The 21,290-nt window shown below is 65.3% G+C and carries 22 protein-coding genes; 8 read left to right on the top strand and 14 right to left on the bottom strand.

Annotation, left to right across the window (positions count from 1 at the left end):
• Window positions 1-67 precede the first annotated feature (67 nt).
• From ABCW42_RS00305 to ABCW42_RS00295, 3 genes are all read left to right on the top strand, one after another.
• Window positions 68-811, top strand: coding sequence for a Type 1 glutamine amidotransferase-like domain-containing protein (locus ABCW42_RS00305; RefSeq protein WP_423183008.1), 744 nt, complete (start codon window positions 68-70; stop codon window positions 809-811).
• Window positions 804-2,225, top strand: coding sequence for an amidase (locus ABCW42_RS00300; protein ID WP_423183007.1), 1,422 nt, complete (start codon window positions 804-806; stop codon window positions 2,223-2,225). The genes ABCW42_RS00305 and ABCW42_RS00300 overlap by 8 nt, the downstream gene beginning before the upstream one ends.
• 86 nt (window positions 2,226-2,311) lie before the next feature.
• Window positions 2,312-3,781, top strand: coding sequence for a peptide MFS transporter (locus ABCW42_RS00295; protein WP_423183006.1), 1,470 nt, complete (start codon window positions 2,312-2,314; stop codon window positions 3,779-3,781).
• Window positions 3,782-3,870: 89 nt separating this feature from the next.
• On the opposite strand, the gene ABCW42_RS00290 is transcribed toward ABCW42_RS00295, so the two are convergent.
• Complete coding sequence (locus ABCW42_RS00290; protein WP_423183005.1) at window positions 3,871-4,572, bottom strand: DUF4190 domain-containing protein; 702 nt, start codon at window positions 4,570-4,572, stop codon at window positions 3,871-3,873.
• A gap of 205 nt (window positions 4,573-4,777) precedes the next feature.
• Between ABCW42_RS00290 and pgm the strand changes: the two genes are divergently transcribed.
• Complete coding sequence (pgm, locus tag ABCW42_RS00285) at window positions 4,778-6,433, top strand: phosphoglucomutase (alpha-D-glucose-1,6-bisphosphate-dependent) (protein ID WP_423183004.1); 1,656 nt, start codon at window positions 4,778-4,780, stop codon at window positions 6,431-6,433.
• A 72-nt stretch (window positions 6,434-6,505) separates the two neighbouring features.
• Here the strand turns inward: pgm and ABCW42_RS00280 are convergent, their stop codons facing one another.
• Window positions 6,506-6,997, bottom strand: a complete 492-nt coding sequence (locus ABCW42_RS00280) for a 2'-5' RNA ligase family protein (RefSeq protein WP_423183003.1) — start codon at window positions 6,995-6,997, stop codon at window positions 6,506-6,508.
• 119 nt (window positions 6,998-7,116) lie between these two features.
• Complete coding sequence (locus tag ABCW42_RS00275; RefSeq protein ID WP_423183002.1) at window positions 7,117-7,722, bottom strand: malonic semialdehyde reductase; 606 nt, start codon at window positions 7,720-7,722, stop codon at window positions 7,117-7,119.
• Between the two features lie 189 nt (window positions 7,723-7,911).
• Between ABCW42_RS00275 and ABCW42_RS00270 the strand changes: the two genes are divergently transcribed.
• On the top strand, window positions 7,912-9,264 hold the full coding sequence (locus ABCW42_RS00270; RefSeq protein ID WP_423183001.1) for a uracil-xanthine permease family protein: 1,353 nt from the start codon (window positions 7,912-7,914) through the stop codon (window positions 9,262-9,264).
• A gap of 92 nt (window positions 9,265-9,356) precedes the next feature.
• On the opposite strand, the gene ABCW42_RS00265 is transcribed toward ABCW42_RS00270, so the two are convergent.
• Complete coding sequence (locus ABCW42_RS00265; protein WP_423183000.1) at window positions 9,357-10,499, bottom strand: glycerate kinase; 1,143 nt, start codon at window positions 10,497-10,499, stop codon at window positions 9,357-9,359.
• Between the two features lie 152 nt (window positions 10,500-10,651).
• On the opposite strand from ABCW42_RS00265, the gene ABCW42_RS00260 reads away from it, so the two are divergent.
• Window positions 10,652-11,002, top strand: a complete 351-nt coding sequence (locus tag ABCW42_RS00260) for a YciI family protein (protein ID WP_423182999.1) — start codon at window positions 10,652-10,654, stop codon at window positions 11,000-11,002.
• 7 nt (window positions 11,003-11,009) lie between these two features.
• Window positions 11,010-12,293, top strand: a complete 1,284-nt coding sequence (locus ABCW42_RS00255; protein WP_423182998.1) for an RNA polymerase sigma factor — start codon at window positions 11,010-11,012, stop codon at window positions 12,291-12,293.
• Here the strand turns inward: ABCW42_RS00255 and ABCW42_RS00250 are convergent.
• The 6 genes from ABCW42_RS00250 to ABCW42_RS00225 all read right to left on the bottom strand — a co-directional run bounded on the left by ABCW42_RS00250 (window position 12,235) and on the right by ABCW42_RS00225 (window position 16,638).
• Entirely contained in the window at window positions 12,235-13,020 is a 786-nt protein-coding gene (locus tag ABCW42_RS00250; RefSeq protein WP_423182997.1) for a glycerophosphodiester phosphodiesterase family protein, read from the bottom strand. The two genes, ABCW42_RS00255 and ABCW42_RS00250, sit on opposite strands and share 59 nt — an antisense overlap.
• Window positions 13,021-13,060: 40 nt before the next feature.
• On the bottom strand, window positions 13,061-13,309 hold the full coding sequence (locus tag ABCW42_RS00245; RefSeq protein ID WP_423182996.1) for a hypothetical protein: 249 nt from the start codon (window positions 13,307-13,309) through the stop codon (window positions 13,061-13,063).
• Window positions 13,310-13,411: 102 nt separating this feature from the next.
• Complete coding sequence (locus ABCW42_RS00240) at window positions 13,412-14,221, bottom strand: HAD family hydrolase (RefSeq protein ID WP_423182995.1); 810 nt, start codon at window positions 14,219-14,221, stop codon at window positions 13,412-13,414.
• 47 nt (window positions 14,222-14,268) lie between these two features.
• Window positions 14,269-14,793, bottom strand: coding sequence for a YbhB/YbcL family Raf kinase inhibitor-like protein (locus ABCW42_RS00235; RefSeq protein WP_423182994.1), 525 nt, complete (start codon window positions 14,791-14,793; stop codon window positions 14,269-14,271).
• The gene (locus ABCW42_RS00230) at window positions 14,790-15,758 is read right to left on the bottom strand and encodes a carbohydrate kinase family protein (RefSeq protein WP_423182993.1); all 969 of its coding nucleotides are present in this window, start codon (window positions 15,756-15,758) and stop codon (window positions 14,790-14,792) included. The genes ABCW42_RS00235 and ABCW42_RS00230 overlap by 4 nt, the downstream gene beginning before the upstream one ends.
• A 67-nt stretch (window positions 15,759-15,825) precedes the next feature.
• On the bottom strand, window positions 15,826-16,638 hold the full coding sequence (locus ABCW42_RS00225; RefSeq protein ID WP_423182992.1) for an alpha/beta hydrolase: 813 nt from the start codon (window positions 16,636-16,638) through the stop codon (window positions 15,826-15,828).
• 121 nt (window positions 16,639-16,759) lie between these two features.
• Here ABCW42_RS00225 and ABCW42_RS00220 point away from each other — a divergent pair, with 121 nt between their 5' ends.
• Window positions 16,760-17,860 carry a GTP pyrophosphokinase gene (locus ABCW42_RS00220; RefSeq protein WP_423182991.1) on the top strand — a complete coding sequence of 367 codons (1,101 nt, stop codon included), beginning with the start codon at window positions 16,760-16,762 and terminating at the stop codon, window positions 17,858-17,860.
• A 51-nt stretch (window positions 17,861-17,911) separates the two neighbouring features.
• Here the strand turns inward: ABCW42_RS00220 and ABCW42_RS00215 are convergent, their stop codons facing one another.
• The 4 genes from ABCW42_RS00215 to ABCW42_RS00200 all read right to left on the bottom strand — a co-directional run bounded on the left by ABCW42_RS00215 (window position 17,912) and on the right by ABCW42_RS00200 (window position 21,260).
• The gene (locus ABCW42_RS00215; RefSeq protein ID WP_423182990.1) at window positions 17,912-18,535 is read right to left on the bottom strand and encodes a LacI family DNA-binding transcriptional regulator; all 624 of its coding nucleotides are present in this window, start codon (window positions 18,533-18,535) and stop codon (window positions 17,912-17,914) included.
• Between the two features lie 3 nt (window positions 18,536-18,538).
• The gene (locus ABCW42_RS00210) at window positions 18,539-19,285 is read right to left on the bottom strand and encodes a LysR family transcriptional regulator substrate-binding protein (protein ID WP_423184968.1); all 747 of its coding nucleotides are present in this window, start codon (window positions 19,283-19,285) and stop codon (window positions 18,539-18,541) included.
• A gap of 110 nt (window positions 19,286-19,395) precedes the next feature.
• Window positions 19,396-20,460 (bottom strand): sulfate/molybdate ABC transporter ATP-binding protein, encoded by a 1,065-nt coding sequence (locus ABCW42_RS00205; protein WP_423182989.1) that lies wholly within the window; start codon window positions 20,458-20,460, stop codon window positions 19,396-19,398.
• Complete coding sequence (locus ABCW42_RS00200; RefSeq protein ID WP_423182988.1) at window positions 20,457-21,260, bottom strand: ABC transporter permease; 804 nt, start codon at window positions 21,258-21,260, stop codon at window positions 20,457-20,459. Before ABCW42_RS00200 ends, ABCW42_RS00205 begins: the two co-directional genes overlap by 4 nt.
• Window positions 21,261-21,290: the final 30 nt, after the last annotated feature.

The following is a 21,290-nucleotide window of genomic DNA, read 5'->3' as shown; positions in this document are numbered from 1 at the left end:
TTGGCTAACGATCGCCGCCGCAAGGACGGCGCACGGACCACAACCCACCAAGTCAGGAGGAAGCCACATGGCGGCTAGGGAGCGCACCATTTTGGCGACCTCCGGCGGGTATAAATCAGGCCACCGCACCAGGATGGAGTTCGACCTGCTGGTCCACCACGCGGTGGAACTCTCCGGAGTGAGCGGCCGAGCCCCGCGCGTTGCGCACCTCGGTACGGCGTCCGGAGACCAGCGCTGGTTCGCAGCCGAGTTGGACCAGGCTGCCCGGATCTCCGGTTTCGACTTCACCCATGTAAACCTCTTCACCATGCCCAACCATGCTGATCCGGAAGCCCATCTCCTGGAACAGGACGTGGTGTGGGTCAACGGCGGCTCGGTGGTCAACCTCCTTGCGGTCTGGCGCGCGCACGGCTTCGACGCGATCCTCAAGCGGGTCTGGGACCACGGCGTGGTGCTTGCCGGGGTGTCGGCAGGCTCCATCTGCTGGTTCGAAGGCGGCACCACCGATTCCTACGGCCCCGAACTGCGCGCGGTCACCAACGGCCTGGGCCTCCTCCCTTACGCCAACGGCGTCCATTACGACTCCGAGCCGGGCCGGCGCCCGCTCGTCCACAAGCTCGTGTCCGAAGGCGTCTTGGGCGAAACCCACTGCACGGACGACGGCGTCGGGCTGGTTTACCAGGACACGAAGCTCGTGGACGTGGTCACCGAAGTCAAGGGCAAGTCCGCCTATCGAGTGACTGCGGCGACCGGCGATTCCGGCGAGCCGATCGCGGTTGAAGAGCAACTGGAGTCCCGCTTCCTTGGCTGAAATCCACGAACTTGGCGCCACCGAGTTGCGCCAGGTCCTCGCCGGAGGCCACGCGTCCGCCGTCGAGGTTGCGGAGCACTTCCTGGCGAGGATCGAGCAACGAAACCGCTCCCTCGGGGCGTTCGTCACCGTGACGGCGGAGCAGGCCATGAAGGACGCCCGCCTGGCCGACGCCGCCTACGCACAGCCCAAACGGGAAAACCTTCCACTTCTCCACGGAATGCCGCTGGCGTTCAAGGACCTCACCGACGTTGCCGACGTGGTGACCACGCACGGAAGCGCGGCGCTGGACCGCAAGCCGGCTCCGGAAGATGGTGCCCTCGCGGCAGCACTCAAAGGCGCTGGAGCCATATCGCTCGGGAAGACCCAGGTTCCGGAGTTCGGGCTGACGGCGTACAGCGAAAACCGCGTCGCACCGCCGTCGCGCAATCCGCACGCGTTGAGCCGGAGCTCTGGCGGTTCATCGGGCGGCAGCGCTGCCGCCGTAGCCGCCGGCTTGGTTCCCTTCGCGCCGGGGTCCGACGGCGGCGGTTCCATTCGTATTCCCGCTGCGGCATGTGGGCTGGTGGGCCTGAAACCGGGACGCGGTCTCGTGCCTTCCGGTGAGAGTACGGGCGACGCCGCCCGCTTGGTTGTCGCCGGGCCCCTGGCACTGTCCGCCGCGGATGCCGCCCTCATGATGGATGCCTTGGTGCCGCACGAGCTCGCACCGGAACGCGGATACCTGGCATCCGTTGATGAAGCACCGGAGGGCTTGCGCATCGGCGTCAGCCTGGACAGTCCTTGGGACAAGACCTTCCCTTTCACGGTGGAACAGGACGCCTTGGACGCCCTCGCCACGGGCATCCAACTGCTGACGGCGGCAGGCCATTCCGTGTTCGAGGCCGAGATCCGCTACGACAACCGCTATCCGGACGCTTTCACCACAGCCTGGACCGCCGGCGTCGGAAACGCGCGTATCCTGCCGCAGCGTGAAGCCCTGCTGACACCGCTGACGCGGACGTTCCGCCGCAGGGCGCAACAGCGTAGCGTTGCGAAGGTCAATGAGGCCTTGGTATTCCTGCGCCGATTCGCCCACGACACTGTGGCCCAGTATGCGCAGTGGGACCTCATCCTGACGCCGTCGCTGGCGCAGGCTCCGCGGCCCGTGGGCTGGTTCACGGGGACAACTTCGGGCGGCGGGGAATGGCCGTCACCGGACTGGCCGGGCGACGCCGACGACGACTACAGAAAGCAGTGCGAGTTCGCGCCGTGGTCGTCCATGGTGAACGTATGCGGGCTCCCGGCGGTCACGGTCCCCGTGCATTGGACCGGGCCGGCACCCGGCGAAGGCCTTCCGATGGGGATCCAGCTCATCGGAAAACCCGGCAGCGAACTCTTGCTGCTGCAGCTCGCAGGGCAACTCGGAGCCTAAAAAATACTGCGACTCACCCCCTTCGATAGTTGCTCCAGACATTCGGAAATATGACAATACCCGTCCACAATGCGAACATGGTGTGAATGAGCACACCTCTGAAAACTGTGAAACCCGCCACAACCCCGGGCGACACGTCATTTTTCGGCCACCCAAAGATGCTGGCCAGCCTGTTTTCCGTCGAGATGTGGGAACGATTCTCCTTCTACGGCATGCAGGGAATCCTTCTCTACTACATGTACTTCACCGCAGACCAAGGCGGTCTCGGGATCAACAAAGCCCTCGCGGCCGGGCTGGTCGGCGCCTACGGCGGCGGCGTGTACCTCTCCACGATCCTGGGCGCCTGGCTGGCAGACCGGATCTTCGGCTCGGAACGGGTGCTTTTCGGCTCCGCCATCATGATCATGGCCGGCCACATCGCATTGGCGCTCTTTCCCGGCATCCCGGGCCTGGTTGCCGGCCTGGTCTTGGTCGGCATCGGTTCCGGCGGCCTCAAGGCAAACGCCACGGCGCTGGTCGGAAGCCTCTACGGCGAGAAGGACGAACGCCGCGACGCCGGCTTCTCCATCTTCTACATGGGTATCAACCTTGGTGGCTTGATCGGTCCGCTCGTGACCGGCTGGCTCCAGGAAAGCAACGGCTTCCACTGGGGCTTTGGCGCCGCCGCGATCGGCATGGCGATCGGCCTCGCGATCTACGCACTCGGCCGCAACAAGCTTCCAGAAGAAGCGCACCGCGTCCCGAACCCGCTCCCCGACGCCCAGCGCAAACGCTACGGGCTCATCTTCCTGGGCATCGCCGTCGTGATCGCCGTATTGCTGGCGAGCGGAGCGGTCAACCCCGGCAACCTCGCACGCAGCATCGCGTACGCGGCCATCGCGGCATCGGTCCTGTACTTCACCATGATCTTCCGAAGCAAGAAGGTCACGCCGCTCGAGCGTAAGCGCGTCACCGCGTTCATCCCGCTCTACATCGCCTCGGCGGCGTTCTGGGCACTCTTCCAGCAGCAGTTCACGTTCATCGCCGTCTACTCGGAGGAGAAACTGGACCGCAACCTCTTCGGCTGGGAAATGCCGGCGGCCTGGGTCCAGTCCATCAACCCGGTGTTCATCATCGTGTTTGCCGGCGTGATGGCTGCTTTGTGGACCAAACTCGGCCCGAAGCAGCCCGGCTCCCCCATCAAGTTTGCCGCCGGACTCTTCATCATGGGCCTGGCGTTCATCGCCTTCATTCCCCTTGCCGGCACGGGCAAGACGCCGCTGCTGGCGCTCGTGGGAATCCTGTTCCTCTTTACCTTGGCGGAACTGTTCCTGTCCCCGATCGGCCTGTCCGTGAGCACCAAGCTTGCGCCCAAGGCGTTCCACACCCAGATGGTCGCGCTGTTCTTCCTGTCCGTCTCCCTCGGCACCACGTTGGCCGGCATCCTGGCCGGGCTTTACAACCCGGCCAACGAGCTGCCGTACTTCCTGGGCGTCGGCGGCACCGCCGTCGTCATTGCGGTTGCTTTGGCAGCGGCCTCACAGGCCATCAGGAAGTTGATGGCCGGGGTCCGCTAGGGCGACCCTTAAGCGAACAACGGCAGCGAACGACGGCGGCCGGCGTCAGGCGGGATTCCCGCCGAACGTGCCGGCCGGCGTCGTTGTCGCTAGTAGTTGTAGTTATAGCGCGAGGCGCTGGCCGCGAAAATCGCGATGAACACCCAAAAGAGCACCGCTCCGGCGATCCCGAGGTACCCCATCACCAGGCCCGCAATGGCCATGCCCTTGCCCGCCGGTTCCCTCTTGAGGCCCATATGGCCAAGGATCACAGCGGCGATCTGCGGTAGGACGAAGAAACCGAGGCCCACGAAGACGGCGATGCCGCAGCACATGCTCGCGATGCTCAAGCCCTTCGGCTCCACGGGCATGCCGTAGTACGCGGGCTGGCCGTAGGGGCTCGCCGGCTGGCCGTACTGCCCTTGCGACGGTTGGGCATAAGGCGATGCGGGCTGGCCGTAAGGATTGGAAGGCTGGCCGTACTGGCCCGGTCCCCCCGGCTGTTGCGCGTACGGCGCCTGCGGCTGGCCGTACTGTTCCTGCTGGCCGTACGGTGCCTGCTGGCCGGAGGAGCCATGCTCGGATGGAGCGGCGAATGGCCGGCTGCCGTACGGGTCGTCGCCCGGTTGCGGGGCCGGCGGAACGTACGACGGCGGTTCGTAGCCTTTAGGCGCCTCGTCACCGTGGGTTTCGGGAGCGTGGGTTTCGGGAGCGTGGGCTTCGGGAGCGTGGGTTTCGGCGGCGGATGCTTCGGTGCCGGATGTTTCGTCACCGTCAGGTGCGTTCTCGGGTTTGGCTGGCTGGTCTGTCATGGATTTCCCCCTTGCGAGTCTTTCTGCCCAGCCTACCGCCGGGCGACCAAGCGCATAAGCGCGGAATCGCGGTGCGCCAACGTCGTGCCGCACTCTGGTAAACGCGTAGTGAATCTTTGCGCGGATCGCGGAAATACGATGTCACAGGCGTCGCAAAACCCACATTTCTCTTCAAGCTCGGCGGACCGTCTGGCATGCTGGGTCAATGGCTAGCCGTGCGGGCACAGTTGCCCTTCCCCAGGACCTTGTAGACATCACCGCGCTCCTTGACGCGTACTACGACGTAAAGCCGGATCTCAACGATCCCGCGCAGCGCGTGGCATTCGGCACCTCCGGGCACCGGGGCTCGAGCCTCAAAGCATCCTTCAACGAAGGCCACATCCTCGCCATCACCCAGGCGATCGTGGAATACCGCGCGGGCCAGGGCATCACCGGTCCGCTGTTCCTCGCAAAGGACACCCATGGCCTCAGCGAACCCGCCCAGAACTCGGCTTTGGAAGTCCTCGCGGCGAACGGCGTCACCGTGCTCATCGACGCGCGGCACGGTTACACGCCCACTCCGGCCCTGAGCCACGCGATCCTCAAGTACAACAGCCAAGTGGCACCGGGGCAGCCCCAGGCAGACGGCATCGTGGTCACCCCGAGCCACAACCCGCCGGCCGATGGTGGCTTCAAGTACAACCCTCCGCACGGTGGCCCGGCTGACACGGATGCCACGGGATGGATCGCCAACCGCGCCAACGAACTGCTTGAGAACGGGCTGCGTGGAGTCAAGCGGATTCCCCTCAACGACGCCCTCAAGGCTGAATCCACAGGCAAGTTCGACTTCCTGAGCAGCTACGTGGACGACCTCCCGGCCGTCCTTGACCTCGACGCGATCCGTGCCGCGGGCGTGCGTATCGGGGCCGACCCCATGGGTGGCGCTTCCGTCGACTACTGGGGCGAGATCGGCGAACGTCACCAGCTTGACCTCACGGTGGTCAACCCCACCGTTGACCCCCAGTGGGCATTCATGACCCTCGACTGGGACGAGAAGATCCGCATGGACTGCTCCTCGCCGTCGGCCATGGCCTCGCTCATCAAGCGGATGTCTGACGGCGCCTCAGGCGCGTTCGACGTCGCTACCGGTAACGACGCCGACGCCGACCGCCACGGCATCGTTACACCCGACGGCGGCCTGATGAACCCGAACCATTACCTCGCCGTCGCCATCGATTACCTGTACCGGAACCGTACTGGCTGGAACCCCGCATCAGTGGTGGGAAAGACCCTCGTTTCGTCTTCCATCATTGACCGCGTCGCGGCTGGCTTGGGACGCAAGCTCGTAGAAGTTCCCGTCGGCTTCAAGTGGTTCGTGCCGGGCCTGCTCTCCGGTGAAGGCGCATTCGGCGGTGAGGAGTCCGCCGGTGCCTCGTTCAACAAGAAGGACGGAAGCGTCTGGACAACCGACAAGGACGGCATCCTGCTCGCCCTCCTCGCCTCGGAAATCACGGCCGTCGCGGGCAAGTCGCCGTCGCAGCTTTACAAGGGCCTGACAGACCAGTTCGGCTCGCCCGTTTACGCCCGGATCGATGCCGCCGCGACGCGTGAGCAGAAGGCAGCGCTCGGCAAGCTCTCGTCGTCGGACGTTTCGGCAACCACGCTGGCAGGCGAGGAAATCATCGCCAAGCTCACCGAGGCCCCCGGCAACGGCGCGCCCATTGGCGGCCTGAAGGTGGTCACCGAGAACGCCTGGTTCGCCGCCCGTCCGTCCGGCACCGAGGACGTGTACAAGATCTATGCAGAGTCCTTCAAGGGCGCCGATCACCTCAAGCAGGTCCAGGACGAAGCCAAGGCCCTCGTGGACAGCGTGATCTCCTAACCTCCCCCCGAGTTTGTGTACAGGTTCCCCCCTTAAAACGCGTTTTAAGGGGGGTCATCTGTACACAAACTATTAGGTTTCGGCGCGCCACACCTTCAGGATCCGGCGGATCGTGTGGTTGCCTCCGGGGGCCATGTCCACCAGGGCGATCTGGTCGAGCACGACGGCGTCACCCGGCTTGGGGCGCTTGCCGTCGTGGTGCGATATGTGCGGGCGGTAATGGTCCAGGACGTAGTGCGGGGTCGCCACCTTCCCACCCACTTGCGCGACGGCGTCGAACAATTCCTCGTGCAGTCCTTGCAGGATGGGATGGCGCTCGACCAGGCTGACCGGGATGGATCCTTGGTGACCGAATCCGTCGTCGGGCCCTATGGTAAGCATCGTTCCCAAGGCGCCGCGCACCGGCGTCGTGACCAGTTCGCCAAGGCGCTCGGCGACGTCGCCGTCTTCCGAAGGCTCGACGTCGAACCTCAACAAGGTGATGTGCAGCGGCCAATCCGTGCGCGGGAACACGAGTCCGTCAGCCACGGCTTCGACGAACACCACGAGGATCAGGTTCCGCATAAGGAAAGTTTCCCACCCGCGTTTCCGGCGCTCCATCACCTATACCGGCTTGAACGCGATCGCCCGCTCACATGATGTGAGCGGGCGATCGTCAAAAAGGCGTTATGAGTGAGCGGGCGTCAGACCGTGCGGACGACGTCTTCGTATGCGAACTTCGGCTTCGCTTCGCCCCAAGCGTCGGGGCCGGGCTGGCCGATGTTGACCACGAGGAAGCTCTTCTGGTCGCCCGCCGGGAAGAACTCGGCGTCGATCGCGGCGAAGTCAGCACCGGTCATCGGACCGGCGGCGAAACCGAGCGAACGGACAGCCAGGATGAAGTAGCCGGCCTGCAGGTGGGCGTTGTTGTTGCCGGTGGAGGCAGCCAAGGCGGGATCGGCGTCGTACATGGCCTTCGGGGCGCCGTAGACAGGGAGGAATTTGTCCCACTGCTCGTGCCATGCGGCGTCGTAGGAAAGGATCGCGACCAGCGGCGCGGAGGCGGTCTTGGCCTGGTTGCCCCTGGACAGGGAGTCTACGAGCTTGGCGCGGGCCTCGGCCGAGCGGACGTAGGTGACGCGCAGCGGCTGCGAGTTGAAGGCGGTGGGGCCGAACTTGGTCAGTTCGTAGATGGCGCGGGCCTGTTCCTCGGTGACCTCGCCGGAGAAGGAGTTGGCGGTGCGGGCTTCGGCAAAGATGGCGTCGACTGCTGCGGCGTCAATCACTGCTTCTTCATGGGCGATTGTCATTCGCGTACCTTTCGCTGTGCCGCAGCCGTCAACGGCCGGGCGCTTATGCATTCCATAGTTGCAACTTCAACCTCGCTCCGCCTCTTCCCATGAACCTGCGTGACGTTCCACACAGCCGAAACAACAGACCGTTCGGGCGGTAAGGTTGCACCGGCTAATAATCACAACTTTCAGGGAAGGCTCCCGTCGATGAGCATGCTCGGAACCAAATGGAAGCTGCACGGAAACGGCAAGACGATCCGTCCCGGGCATGTCGTGGCACCCGATGAGCGGCTCGCGTGGCCGCTGACCATCGGCGTCGGAATGCAGCACGTCGTCGCGATGTTCGGGGCGACGTTCCTGGTTCCCATCCTCACGGGCATGCCGCCGGCCACCACGCTGTTCTTCTCGGGCATAGGAACCCTGCTGTTCCTGGTGATCACCAAAGGCCGCGTTCCAAGCTACCTCGGCTCAAGCTTCGCCTTCATCGCGCCCATCCTCGCGTCGAAGCAACAGTTCGGCATTCCGGGCGCGCTCGGCGGAGTGCTGCTTGCCGGCGTCGTACTGGCACTCATCGGCGCCGTCGTCCAGAAGTTCGGCGCCGAATGGATCAACAGGCTCATGCCGCCAATCGTCACTGGCGCGATCGTCGCGCTGATCGGGCTGAACCTGGCGCCTGCCGCGAAGGCGAACTTCGACAAAGCCCCTGTAACCGCGCTCGTGACACTGGTATCGATCATCCTGGTGAGCGTCCTTTTCCGCGGAATCCTTGGCCGCCTGAGCATCCTTGTGGGCGTTGTGATCGGCTACCTCACGGCGATGATGCGCGGCGAGGTGGACTACTCCAAGATTGACGCGGCCGGCTGGATCGGGCTTCCGCATTTCCAGACTCCGCAATTCCACGTGGGCGTCATAGGCCTGTTCGTGCCGGTGGTCCTGGTGCTCGTGGCCGAGAACGTTGGGCACGTGAAGTCCGTTGCTGCGATGACGGGCCAAAACCTCGACGGCGTCTCAGGACGTGCGCTGATGGCCGACGGCGCCGCGACCGTACTCGCAGGGCTCGGCGGCGGCTCCGGCACTACCACCTATGCCGAGAACATCGGCGTCATGGCGGCCACCAAGGTCTATTCGACGGCGGCCTACTGGGTTGCCGGTATCTTTGCCATTCTGCTGAGCTTCTCCCCGAAGTTCGGCGAGTTGATCGCGACCGTCCCCGCCGGCGTCCTGGGTGGTGCCGCAACCATGCTGTACGGCATGATCGGCGTCCTCGGCGTGAAGATCTGGGTGCAGAACAAGGTCAATTTCGCCAACCCGGTCAACCTTACGACCGCCGCCGTGTCGCTCATCATCGGCATTGCCGACTACACATGGACTGTGGGCCAGCTTGAGTTCACAGGCATCGCCCTGGGTTCGGCGGCAGCCTTGGTGATCTATCACGGAATGAAGGCGATCACCCGGTGGCGCGGGACCGTGGCCGAGCCTGAAACCGAGACAACAGGGCTGCCTCCCGCGGCGAAGGCAGCGATGAACGCGGCGGCGAAGAGGGCCGGAAAGAAGAGGTAACCCTCGGAGCATGCTCCCTCTTAGCGCTGAACAATGGACATATTCGGATTATGTCCATCCCACGTGGCCAAGGAGGAGCATGCTCCGAGTGGTTAGGCGCCTTCCAGCACTTGGCTCGTGGCCAACGCAAGGTATTTGGCGGCATTCGCCACGGCGTCGGCGGCGTCGGGCAGGCCATCGCGGCGCTGTGCGACGTCCAACAACTGCGCCGCAGCTACCACGCCATGCTCCGCGAGCTCTTCGGGCGTCACCAGGATCCTTCCGGCCACCACAATCACGGGGATGCCGCGCCCACGGGCCAGATCGGCGAGGCCAATCGGCGCCTTCCCGGTCAGCGACTGGGAATCCATGGACCCTTCACCCGTGATCACCAGGTCCGTCCCGTCAAGCTGTCCGGGCAACCCCGTCAATCCGGCGACGAGCGCGAATCCGCCTTCCAGCGATGCCTGCGCGAACGCGAGGAACGACGCCGGGAACCCACCCGCCGCTCCGGCTCCCGGAACGTTCACGTCCTCGCCGGACACCTCCCGCAGGAGGGACGCCCAGTTGCGGAGCCCGGCGTCGAGCAGTTCCACCGCGTCGCGGTCCGCGCCCTTCTGCGGACCGAAAACGTGTGCCGCGCCGTTGCTTCCGAAGAGCGGATTACGGACGTCGACGGCGATCCGGAACCGCACTGCCGACAGTCGCGGATCCAGCTCCGTCACGTCGAGCGCGACGACGTCGGCGAGCGAGCCGCCGCCGAGCGGAACCACGTTGCCCGCGGCGTCAAGGGGCTTGAGCCCGAGGGCACGCAAGGCGCCGCTGCCGCCGTCGGACATGGCCGAACCGCCGACGCCGAGCACGATCTCGGTGGCGCCGGCGTCGAGGGCCGCGGCGATGAGCTGGCCGCAACCGTAGCTGTGGGCGCGCAAGGAGTTCTCCGGGGTCGGTTCCATGTGCGCCAGTCCGGAAGCCTGCGCGGTCTCGATGACCGCAGTACCGCCTCCGGACGCATCCTTGCGGAATGCCCACGCCGCACCGACGGGCTTCAGGATAGGTCCAACCACTGCGTTTATCCGCTCTTCATAGCCCGCCGCCACCGCGGCTTCCAAGGTTCCTTCGCCACCGTCGGCGATCGGGAACTGGGTGACCACGGCATCGGGATACACACGCAGTGCTCCTTCCGCGATGGCCGACGCCGCTTCGGCTGCCGTGAGTGAACCTTTGAACTTGTCCGGGGCGATCAGGATGCGCATGATCCAATCCTGCCAGCGGAACTATGCTTTTTCGCAGACGGTGAGCTTTTTACGACTTCTTGACCTCGAGATGTCGAAAACAGCGCACGCCGTTCGTATAAGGGGTGAGGCGCAGGCAAGCTAGCCGCGCCACAACCCAAGGAGGAACAGTCATGTCACGCTACCTGCTCAGCATCTACCAGCCCGACGGTCCCGTTCCGGAACCCGCCGTCCTGAACAAGATCATGGCGGACCTCGACGTCCTGAACCAGGAAATGCGCGACGCCGGGGCGTGGGTCTTCACGGGAGGCCTTCACCCGGCGGATACGGCCACCGTGGTTCGCGTGAAGGATGGCGAAGTCCTCACAACCGACGGGCCCTTCGCGGAGGCCAAGGAACACGTCGGCGGCTTGTGGGTGATCGAAGCTCCGGATTTGGACGTGGCGTTGGAATGGGCACGAAAGGCCGCGGAAGCCAGCACCCTTCCCATCGAAGTCCGCCCGTTCGCCGGCTACCGGGAGTAGTTCCGCCGTGGTCCATATTTCCGAGATCGGAGAGATATTCCGTCAGGAGTATGGACGCTCCGTGGCGGTGTTGGTCCGTATCCTGGGCAGTATCGACGCAGCGGAGGACGCAGTCCAGGACGCATTCGCGGAGGCGGTTGCGCGCTGGCCGGACGCGGGGTTGCCGCCCAGTCCGGCCGGATGGATCATCACGACAGCCAGGAACCGGGCCATCGATCACTTGCGGCGGGAAGCGAGCGGCCGGGACAAGATCGCGCGGTCCGCGCTCCTCCGGAGCGAAGACGGTGCGCTGAACGAAGACGCCACGTTGATGGAGGCGGACGCCGTGGAGGACGACCAACTGCGGCTCATCTTTACTTGTTGCCACCCTGCCCTCAACCGGGGTGCGCAAGTGGCTTTGACGCTCAAGCTCCTGGGCGGCCTGACCACTTCCGAAATCGCCCGCGCGTTCCTGGTTCCCGAGCCCACCATGGCCCAGCGCCTGGTCCGCGCGAAGGCGAAAATCCGTGACGCCCGCATCCCCTACCGGATACCGAGCGGAGCCGAACTGCCAGCCAGGCTGTCATCTGTGCTGGCCGTGGCCTACCTCATCTTCAACGAGGGATACACGGCGAGTGCCGGTACGGAATTGGTGCGCGAGGATCTGTGCCGCGAGGCGATCCGCCTCGGACGGCTCATCGAGGAACTCATGCCGGACGAGCCGGAGGCCAAGGGACTGTTGGCGCTCATGCTCTTGCTGGATGCCCGCCGGCGTGCACGGACAGGTCCCGACGGCGGCCTCGTCCTTCTCGCCGACCAGGACCGGAGCCTGTGGAACAGCGAGCTGATTGCCGAGGGCCAGGAGCTCGTGCGTCAATGCCTGAAGCGGAATATGCCGGGACCATACCAAATCCAAGCAGCCATCAACGCGGTGCACAGCGACGCCGCCTTGCCCGAAGAGACGGATTGGCGCCAAGTCCTCACACTCTATGAGCAACTCCTCGCCGCCGAGCCAACGCCGGTGGTGGCCCTGAACCGGGCCATTGCCCTCGCGGAAGTGGACGGTCCAGCGGCGGGGCTTGCCGCCGTCGAGCGCCTTGAGCTGGGAAGCTACTACCTGTTCCACGCCGTGAAAGCGGACCTGTTGCGGCGGCTCGGCCGCACCAAAGAGGCGGCGGCCGCCTATCTCGAGGCGCGGGAACTCACGGACAACGACGCCGAGCGCTCGTTCCTGGAGGCTCGCGCCAAGGCGCTCACCACCACTGGTTCCGGTCCTGCAGAACGGTCTTCAGCCGATCGGCCCGGTCCGTGACCAAGCCGTCGACGCCGAGGTCGAGCAACCTGTCCATCTCGGCGGGATCGTTGATTGTCCAGACGTGTACCTGGAGTCCCAAACGGTGGGCCCGACGCACAAAGCGCGGCGTCACCACAGGGAGGGACCCGTACCGGGCAGGCACTTGGAGCGCATCGACGTCGTGCATGATCTTGCGCAGCCAGGAGTCCGGAAGCAGCGGCCCTAACAGCACGAAAAGTGCGTTGCACAGAATGCCCGCGGATGACGCCGTGCGGCGGCTCAGCAAGCGCAGGACGGCCCGCCGACGCCGGTCGGAAAAGCTCGCGATCAACACGCGGTCATGTGCCTGGAGCCTTTCGACCACCCCGGCGAGCGGTTCCACCGTGTGCCAATCCTTGATGTCGATATTCAGCCGGGCTTGCGGGAATTCGGCCAGCACATCCGCCAACAGGGGAATGCTTTCCATGCCCTTAATGCGTGTTTTGGCGATATCGTCGGCGGCAAGATCGGAGATGGTGCCGTGGCCGTCCGTGACACGGTCCAAGGTTTCATCGTGAAAGAGGAGAACGGTGCCGTCCGCCGTTGAGCGGGCGTCGGTTTCCAAGTGCGTGAATCCGAGATCGAGGGCTGCCTTGAAGGCAGCAGCCGAGTTTTCCAATCCATCGGGCGAAAACCCCCGATGGGCGAAGGCAAGCGGTCCGGTTCTGCCGTCAGCTCGGGTGAAAAAGGGCAAGTTCTGGCTCACACGGGTAGCGTAACCTGCCGACGCAGAGCCACCGATCAAGTCAGGATTCCTGCGGGACAATCTCCACGCCGTCTCCGCAATGCACCAGCGTGCGTCCGCGTCCGCCGTCTAGGGTCACCCAGACCACGGTGTGGTCAACGGAGACGGCGTCCACCTGGCCCGGGTTTTCGAAGCCGGGGGCGATCGTGACGCGTACCCGGTCGCCGCGGCGCAATTGCTTCCAATGTTCGGCCGGCACGGCACGGCGAACGGGGGCGTCGGACCACCCCGTGGTCTTCCTCTTGGCCATCGTGTCCCCCTACGGTCGAATTCGGCTACTGCTTGAGCCTAGGGGCACGAGTTGAACGGAAGTTGGACTGAAGCTGTGTAATCGGTTGCGGTCCTGCACCCCTTAGACCCGCAGCGCGGCGAGCTTTGCCTCGAGGATCTGGGCCACGCCGTCGTCGTCGAAATGGGGTGCCTGCTGCCCTGCGGCGCTAATTGCCTCAGGGTGGCCGCTGGCCATCGCGTAGCCGTCGCCCGCCCAGCGCAACATCTCGACGTCGTTGGGCATATCACCGAAAGCCACCACATCGGCGGCGCCGATGCCCCGGGACGCCGCGAAATCGGCCAGCGTCACGGCTTTGTTGATGCCTAGGGCGGACATCTCAAGGAGTGCGGTCCGCGGAGCGGAGTGGGTGGTCGCCACGAGGTGCGCGACGGTGGGCTGCACCTGGGCGAGGAAATCGTCCGGGGTGCCGGTCCGGGTCACGGCGAGGAACTTCACGACGGCGTCATCCGCCGTGAGCGTCTTCGTCAACGGCGCGGGGGTGAACTCGGCCAGGAGCTCGCTGGTCTCGTTCTCGATGAACCCCGGTTCAAGATGGAATCCGGTGAGGGTTTCCGCGGCGAACAATGAGTCGGGGCGGAGATCCTTGATGATCCGACGCGCCTCGAGCACGGATTCGAGGCTCAATGTCTTCGCGGAAATCAGCTGCTCGGCTTCAAGGTCCCACACCACGGCGCCGTTGGAACAAATGACCGTGCCAGTGTGCCCCATCTGCTCCCGCAGCGGGTAGAGCCACCGCGGAGGCCTGCCCGTCACGAAGACAACCTCGATCCCTGCATCCCGGCAGGCGTGGAAAGCGCGGATGGTGCGGCTGCTGATCTTGCCGTCATGGCCAAGGATGGTTCCGTCAATGTCACTTGCTACGAGCCGCATTATGTCAGTCTACGTGGGCCGGCCGGACGGCCCCGTGCCGAGGAACCCTAACGGCGTTCGAAGCGGCCCGTAATGCTCGCGCGGCCCACGCTATGGGATGCCAGCTTCCCCACAAGTGCGTCCAGGGACGCACCGGCGCCAAGGCCAAGGTCCTCGACATCCACGGCGTGCACGGCCACGATGTACCGGTGCGGACCGTGCCCGGGCGGAGGCGCGGCGCCCAGGTAGCCGGCGAATCCGGCGTCGTTGTTCAACTGGAAGGCACCCGCAGGCAGGTCCGGACTGTCCTCTGCGCCCGCGCCCGCCGGCAGCGAATCGACTCCAGCAGGAATGTTGACGACGGCCCAGTGCCAAAAACCGCCTGCCCTGGGCGCGTCGGGGTCGAAGACCGTCACCGCGAAGCCCTGGGCAGCCGCGGGAGCGCCGCTCCAACTCAACTGGGGCGATTCGTCCTTGCCGCCGGCCACCTCGAACCGCTTGCTGGCCTGCGCGAGATTTAGGGTTTCCCCATCGACGAGCGACTCGCTCGTAAGGCTGAACGACGGAGCGTCCGGAAGATCCTCGTATTTCATGGCTGCCTTTCCACATTTGCCTCGGGTTCTGGCTGGTTGAGCGCATTGAGTTCGGCGCGCGTCGGCGGGTTCGCACCAGGTCGGGAGACTGTGACGGCGGCAGCCCGCGCTGCATGGTCGAGCATCCCTTCGAGGATTCCAACCGAAATTCCGCGGAGTTCCTCACGGTTCTGCGCGCCTGCGAGTCCGTGGTCGACGACTGCCGAGAGGAGGGCCGCCATGAACGAATCGCCGGCGCCTACGGTGTCCGCAACCTCCACTTTCGGGGCGCGGATACTTGCCTCGCCGGCCGCGGTGACGCCCCAGGGTCCCTCCGCTCCCCTCGTCACCACCACGATCGCCGGCCCGCCATCGCCGCCCAGCGTCAGCCAGCGCCGGGCCGATTCGAGGACGTCGACGCCGGGGTAGAGCCATTCGAGATCCTCGTCGGACGCCTTCACGACGTCGGCGAGGGCCACGAAGCGCTCCACGTGGCCGCGCGCGTACTCGCGGTCTTCGATGATGCTGGGCCGGCAGTTGGGGTCGAAGCTGATGGTGGCGCTCGGGTGGGCGTGCTCGACGGCGGCAAGGACTTCCGCCGCACCTGGCTCCAACATGGTTGCGATGGAGCCGGTATGCAGGAGCGAGGTCCCTTGCAGCATGAACGGCAATCGCGCCGCGAGCCCGGGAAGCTCCGAGGCGAGTTCGAACGTGTAGGTGGCGGCGCCGTCGTCGTCCACCAGGGCGGTGGCCACGCTGGTGGGGTTCTCGTCGGGCGGCAACGGAACCATGACGGAACTGGAGCGCAAGTGCGCCGCGATCGAATCCCCGTAGGTGTCCTTGCCGAAACGGCCTATGAACTGGACGGGATGGTCCAGCCGGGCGAGTCCCACAGCGACGTTGAGCGGACTGCCGCCCACGTGCGCTGTTACCCCCGAGGGTCGCTGGACCACATCAACCAGAGCTTCACCTATGACTGTCAGCATGGGACAACTCTGCCACGCGCATGTGTCACGCGTCTCGCGATGACCGTCGGTGACTTGCCCACTGTGCTCAGACGAGGAGCCGCTGCACCAATTCCCGGCATTTCTTGTATGCGACGGCCCTGGGGTCGATCAGGTCATAGTGGTTCCCCGGCACCTTGAGCAACTGCGCCGCCCCGCCGGAAGCCGTAGAGGCCGCAACGTAAGCCTCGGACTGACTGCACGGGACGTCGTCGTCCGCCGCGGCGTGGACGGCAAAGACCGGCACCTTCAGCGGGAGCGAACTCATGGGGTCCGCGTATATATGCCGTTTCGGGTATCTTACGGAATCGCCACCCATGAGGTTGTCCACGGCGCCGTTACTCAAGTTGAGGCGTTCGGCATCCGCCAGGTTCAACAGCCCGGATTGGCTCACGACTCCGGACAGTTTTACCGCCGTGCCGTTCTCGTGCCTATGGAGTTGCCGGTCGGCGTCGGCGGCACCGATTCCTGACAACTTCTCGCGACCAGCCGCCCACACTGCAAGGTGGCCGCCCGCGGAGTGGCCAAGTGCGACTACTTTGTTGAGGTTGAGGCCGTGCGTTTCCGCGATCTCGCCAAGATGATCGATTCCCGTCAGGATGTCTTCGAACGTGTGCGGCCAGCCTCCGCCGTTGCCGGCCCTGCGGTATTCGAGGTTCCATGCGGCGATTCCGTGCGCGGCGAGGTCCTTGGCGACCGGCTCACCGAGTTCGGCGCCATATTGCGAACGCCAGTATCCTCCGTGGATCACCACCACCACGCCATCGGTCCGACTGCGGTGTGGTCCTTGCGAGTTGTCCGGCGCGAACAGTTCGCCCCATTGACTCGAGTGCTCGCCGTAGTAGTACTTCTGCCGCTTCATCGTGTCCTCCTTTGTGCCGAGCCTATCGCGAAGGACTGGACCCGGGCGGGAGCCGAAGCCGCTAGCGGGCCGCACCGCCCGCCTCCGGAAACTGTCGGCCCGCCCCCGTAAGCTTGGAAGCATGGCTAGCAATTGGGACAGCTTGGATCCTCAGCTGCGCGAATCCGTACAAGCGAATGTTGAGCTCTACGAACGCGTCCGGCCTGCCTTGAAACTCGTGACGCGCGACGTCCTGCTTACACTCCGGGACATGCTCAAGGACAGCGAATCGGTTCCCCTTTTCGTCACGGGACGCACCAAGACGGTCGAGTCCTTCCGGGAGAAGATTTCCCGCACTGAGGTGCCGTTGGACGGCGGTCCGCGGGTGCTGAAGTTCCCCGACCCCTTCCGCACGTTGAACGACATGGTGGGCTTGCGCGTTATCACCAAGCTTCCGGCCGAAAACGCCGCTGTGGCCAACCTGATCAAGCGCCAGCGCCAGCTTTTCGATTGCCGCGGGGACCGCGAGAAGGACATCGGCTCCATTGAGTCCGGTACTTACGGATACTCCAGCCGGCACCTCATCCTCCGGACCATCCAGAACGAGTCCGTGAGGGCCTACCAGCAGGTCTTCAATCCGGACATTCCCACGAACGGCAGCTACTTCTTCGAATGCCAGATCCGCACCGTGTTCGCCCACGCCTGGAGCGAGATCGAGCACGATATCCGCTTCAAGGCTGTGGACCCGCGCGCTTGGACGCCCCATTTCGATCGCCAGTTCACGGCTACCGCGGCCATGTTGGAAACAGTGGAGAGCGCTTTTGCCGACCTCCACGAACGCTACGAAGAGGTCCGCGGCTATTGGGACCTCGAGGGCGAAGGTTCCATGCCGCTCACTCCCAATCGCGTTCGTGACGTCTGGCGTACGCTCCTGCCCCACGTAGACCGTAAAGTCGACGATGACTGGGGATGGGCTGCGGAGCTCCTCGCGGCACACGGACTGAACAAGACCGTTGAGCTTGCCGGGCTCCTGAGCGCCAATCGGATTACCGAGGTCCGCAAAGCCTTGGACCACCGTTACTCCCCCGGGCCGGACCGCCTCCTGGACGACCTCCTGCTGTGGCAGTACGGCACCGAACACATCGACCTCACCGCCGAGGCCCCCGACGTCGTCCCCCACCCCCGGAGGGACAGCCTCCAGCGGCGGCTTAAACAGATTGAGCGGTACCGCCTGACCAAATAGCAAAGGTCGCCGTCTGGCTGGCGCGGAAACCGCTCAAGGACAGCTAGCGCCCTATGGCCTGAACTGCCAAGGCGCCGCAATCGTGGTCCCGGCGCCGATGGTCCTGCCGGCGAGCCGGTCCAGCAACAATTTAACCGCTCCTTCGAGGGCGTCGCTGGCCGGAGCGGCAACCGTGGCCTCGGAATTCGCCCCGGGTGCAAGGACGTCGAAGCCAGCTGGCTGCATCGCATCCGAGATGACCACCTGCGCGACGCCGCGACGCGCCAGCTCGCCTACCGTCAGGTCAAGGAGGGTGCCTGGCGGAAGGGTGCCGACGATCGCGCCGTCGGCACCGCCTGAAAGCATAAACCTGCGCCACCCTTCACCGAGGAGGATTACCGGCTGGTAGCCGTGCTCGGGCAAGATTCGCGCCGCGGCGGATGCCAGGGCGCGGTCCCACGGCCATTCAAGGTCTCCGATGGCGATTGCCACGAGGTCGGTCTTGCCGCGGCGCATCCCGCGGGCCGCCTGGTTGGGCACGTAACCCAGTTCCTTGGCGGCCGCCTGGACACGCTCCTGCGTTGCTTCGCTGATGCGGGTGGTTCCGCCGTGGCGCCCGGACAAGACATAGGACACGGTAGTGAGGGAAACTCCGGCGCTTTTAGCGACGTCCCGGATTGTCGGTTTAGCTCCCATGGCTTAGCGCCTGCCTTTCTTGCGGGAACCCTTGCCGCGTCCCTTGTCCGGGTTGGGGGCGTACCGTTGCGCGACGGCCGGCTTCTTGCCTGCCGCTCCCGAACGAGCCCCGCCGCGCCGGTCTGCCTGAGGGGACTTTTTCGGTTTCTCCTGCCGGGCCGAAGGCTGGCGCGAACTTTGTGCCGTGCGGCCCCGGACAATCCCGATGAATTCCTCAATGACTTCGCTCGAGGCATCGCTTGGCCAAGCCAGTCCAATCTCCGTTCCTGCTGCCCCTGCCAAGCGTCGCGCAACCGTGTCCTTGACGTTGAAATGTCGTGCAACCGGCATTGGCAGGATCACCAGGCCGGCCCCGGAAGCCACCACCTGCAGTGCCATTTCCGGGCCGCCCATTTCGGCCACATCCAGGAAATGCTCTTCAGAGAGATCCTCCAGCGCCACTTCGTCGAACACCGAAATTTCGTGGCCTTTCGGTGCCACTACGCTTGGTTGTTCTTCGTAAAGCGGGATGACGTGGAGGCCCTCCCGGTCCACCGGCAGCCGGACGAAGCTGAGGTCCGCCGAACCGTCACGCAAAACCTCAAGCTGCGCGGCGTCGTCGCACATGAAGGACTGCAGCGGGACATGGGGCATGCGCTCTTCCCAGCGCCGGATCCACTTTCCAGGAGTCACGCCGGCTACGTACGCGAAACGCAGTCGCGGCTGCTCCGGCGTTCCAAGCGCCTCGGGCACCTCGGGAAGCTCAGGCACCTCGGGAAGCTCGGGCACCTCGGGCAGGGATTCTTGATCGGCAGGCACCAGTTCACAGTACCGCGCCGCCCACCCGCTCAGCGGCACGGCGGCCTGCGCAGCCCGCTGCTCTATGCGGCGTACACCTGCACAGCTGTGGCCTTCACCACGAAGTACACGTGCGACCCCGGCCCGAGCCCCAGTTCGGCGGAAGCCGCGGGAGTGATGTCCGCTGCGAGGTCGCCGGCTCGCACCCGGATGTGGTCGCCGTGCGGTTCGAGGTCCGTGATGGAAACCGGGAATGAGTTTCGCGGGCTGCCGTGCGCGGCATCCGGGAAAACGGAAACGGCCGACGGCGGGAAGGCGGCGACCCCTGGCCGGCCCGGTTCCGCTTCCTCGTCAAGGAGGCCGGCGACATGCAAGCTGCCAACTTCCGCGGCGGCCGGCGTCCGGAGGCCATCCTCGGTGACGGTTCCAGCCAGGAGGTTCACTCCGGCAAGGCCCGCTGCGAAGGGGCTACGCGGGCGCCGGAACACCTCCTTTGTGGCGCCTTCCTCAACAATCCTGCCCTTTTCCATGACGATCACGCGATCCGCGAGCATGAGCGCATCCAGGACGTCATGGGTGATGATCAAAGCTCGGCGCCCTGTGAGCACCCTCTTGAGGAGCCGGCGCAAATGCGGCGCCGCGTGGATGTCCAGCGCGGACATCGGCTCGTCGAGGAGCAGCAGTTCCGGACTTGCCGCGAGGGCCCGCGCCACGGCCACGCGTTGCGCCTGGCCGCCCGATAACTGGGCCGGCTTCCTTTCGGCCAATTGGGCGACGTCCACTTCGGCGAGCCAGTGGCGTGCGACGTCGCGGGAATAGGCGCGGGAGGCCCCTGCGCTGCGCGGACCGAAGGCGACGTTGTCCAGGACGCTCAAGTGCGGGAAGAGCAACGGCTCTTGGGCGAGCAAGGCCGTCCCGCGAAGGTGCGGCGGGGTCCAGACCCTGTTGCCGCCGTCGAAGTCGAACAGCAGCCGCTCGCCAAGGCGGGCAGAACCGGCGTCGGGCCGCAAAAGGCCGGCCGCGACGGAGAGCAGGGTCGATTTTCCGGCCCCGTTGGGACCGAGGATCGCTACGGTTTCCGCCTGTCCGAGGCTCAGGGACACGTCCAACTTGCGGTCCCGGAGGGTGGCTTCGATATGGAAGGTCATATGGCCGCCTCCACCGGCACTGTAGCGTGGCGTGGCCGCCGGTAGGACAGCCCGACCACGATCACCGCTACCGCGACGAGCACCAAGGAAAGCGCGACGGCGGCATCCGGGTCGGTCTCCCGCTGCAGGTAGATTTCCAGCGGCAAAGTCCGTGTGACGCCTTGGAGGCTCCCTGCGAACGTCAGCGTGGCGCCGAACTCGCCCAGGCTGCGGGCGAAGGACAGCACCGCACCGGAAGCGACGCCGGGGAGGACCATGGGCAGCGTCACGCGCCTCAGGATGGTGGTGGGCCTGGCGCCGAGCGTCGCGGCCACGGCCTCGTAGCGGTTGCCGGCCGTTCGCAGGGCGCCTTCGAGGCTGACCACCAGGAACGGCAGGGCGACGAAGGTCTGCGCCAGGATAACGGCCGTCGTCGAGAACGCTATCTGGATGCCCGCGAGCTCAAGGTTCTTGCCCAACAACCCCCGGCGCCCGAAGGTGTAAAGCAGCGCGATCCCGCCCACCACCGGCGGCAGGACCAACGGAAGGAGGACGAAGGCACGGAGGAAGCGTTGCCCGCGGAACGGCCGGCGGGCCAGGACAATGGCCAAGGGAATACCGAGGATCAGGCACAAGGCCGTGCTGGCCGCCGATGTCCTGAGGCTGAGCCCGAGTGCCGTGAGCGAGGATTCGGACGTCACCAAAGGGATGAATTGGGTCCAGTCGACCTTTAGCACCATGGCGGCCAAGGGCAGCAGGACGAACAAGCCGCCTACTGCCGCCAAGCCATAGATCCACCGTGGAATCCCGCTGTAATTCAAAACGCCGGTATCCTTCCCGCCGGCCGGTCC

This window comes from Arthrobacter sp. NyZ413 (genome assembly GCF_049390645.1).
In the GTDB taxonomy this organism is placed as follows: Bacteria; Actinomycetota; Actinomycetes; order Actinomycetales; family Micrococcaceae; genus Arthrobacter.
This window is presented reverse-complemented; position numbering and strand designations above follow the sequence as displayed.

Excerpts from the sequence above, each read along its gene's own strand:
- ABCW42_RS00305 (WP_423183008.1), top strand. The coding sequence starts at position 68 with ATGGCGGCTAGGGAGCGCACCATTTTGGCGACCTCCGGCGGGTATAAA.
- ABCW42_RS00295 (WP_423183006.1), top strand. The coding sequence starts at position 2,312 with ATGAGCACACCTCTGAAAACTGTGAAACCCGCCACAACCCCGGGCGAC.
- ABCW42_RS00290 (WP_423183005.1), bottom strand. The coding sequence starts at position 4,572 with ATGACAGACCAGCCAGCCAAACCCGAGAACGCACCTGACGGTGACGAA.
- pgm (WP_423183004.1), top strand. The coding sequence starts at position 4,778 with ATGGCTAGCCGTGCGGGCACAGTTGCCCTTCCCCAGGACCTTGTAGAC.
- ABCW42_RS00280 (WP_423183003.1), bottom strand. The coding sequence starts at position 6,997 with ATGCGGAACCTGATCCTCGTGGTGTTCGTCGAAGCCGTGGCTGACGGA.
- ABCW42_RS00275 (WP_423183002.1), bottom strand. The coding sequence starts at position 7,722 with ATGACAATCGCCCATGAAGAAGCAGTGATTGACGCCGCAGCAGTCGAC.
- ABCW42_RS00270 (WP_423183001.1), top strand. The coding sequence starts at position 7,912 with ATGAGCATGCTCGGAACCAAATGGAAGCTGCACGGAAACGGCAAGACG.
- ABCW42_RS00265 (WP_423183000.1), bottom strand. The coding sequence starts at position 10,499 with ATGCGCATCCTGATCGCCCCGGACAAGTTCAAAGGTTCACTCACGGCA.
- ABCW42_RS00260 (WP_423182999.1), top strand. The coding sequence starts at position 10,652 with ATGTCACGCTACCTGCTCAGCATCTACCAGCCCGACGGTCCCGTTCCG.
- ABCW42_RS00245 (WP_423182996.1), bottom strand. The coding sequence starts at position 13,309 with ATGGCCAAGAGGAAGACCACGGGGTGGTCCGACGCCCCCGTTCGCCGT.
- ABCW42_RS00240 (WP_423182995.1), bottom strand. The coding sequence starts at position 14,221 with ATGCGGCTCGTAGCAAGTGACATTGACGGAACCATCCTTGGCCATGAC.
- ABCW42_RS00235 (WP_423182994.1), bottom strand. The coding sequence starts at position 14,793 with ATGAAATACGAGGATCTTCCGGACGCTCCGTCGTTCAGCCTTACGAGC.
- ABCW42_RS00230 (WP_423182993.1), bottom strand. The coding sequence starts at position 15,758 with ATGCTGACAGTCATAGGTGAAGCTCTGGTTGATGTGGTCCAGCGACCC.
- ABCW42_RS00225 (WP_423182992.1), bottom strand. The coding sequence starts at position 16,638 with ATGAAGCGGCAGAAGTACTACTACGGCGAGCACTCGAGTCAATGGGGC.
- ABCW42_RS00220 (WP_423182991.1), top strand. The coding sequence starts at position 16,760 with ATGGCTAGCAATTGGGACAGCTTGGATCCTCAGCTGCGCGAATCCGTA.
- ABCW42_RS00215 (WP_423182990.1), bottom strand. The coding sequence starts at position 18,535 with ATGGGAGCTAAACCGACAATCCGGGACGTCGCTAAAAGCGCCGGAGTT.
- ABCW42_RS00205 (WP_423182989.1), bottom strand. The coding sequence starts at position 20,460 with ATGACCTTCCATATCGAAGCCACCCTCCGGGACCGCAAGTTGGACGTG.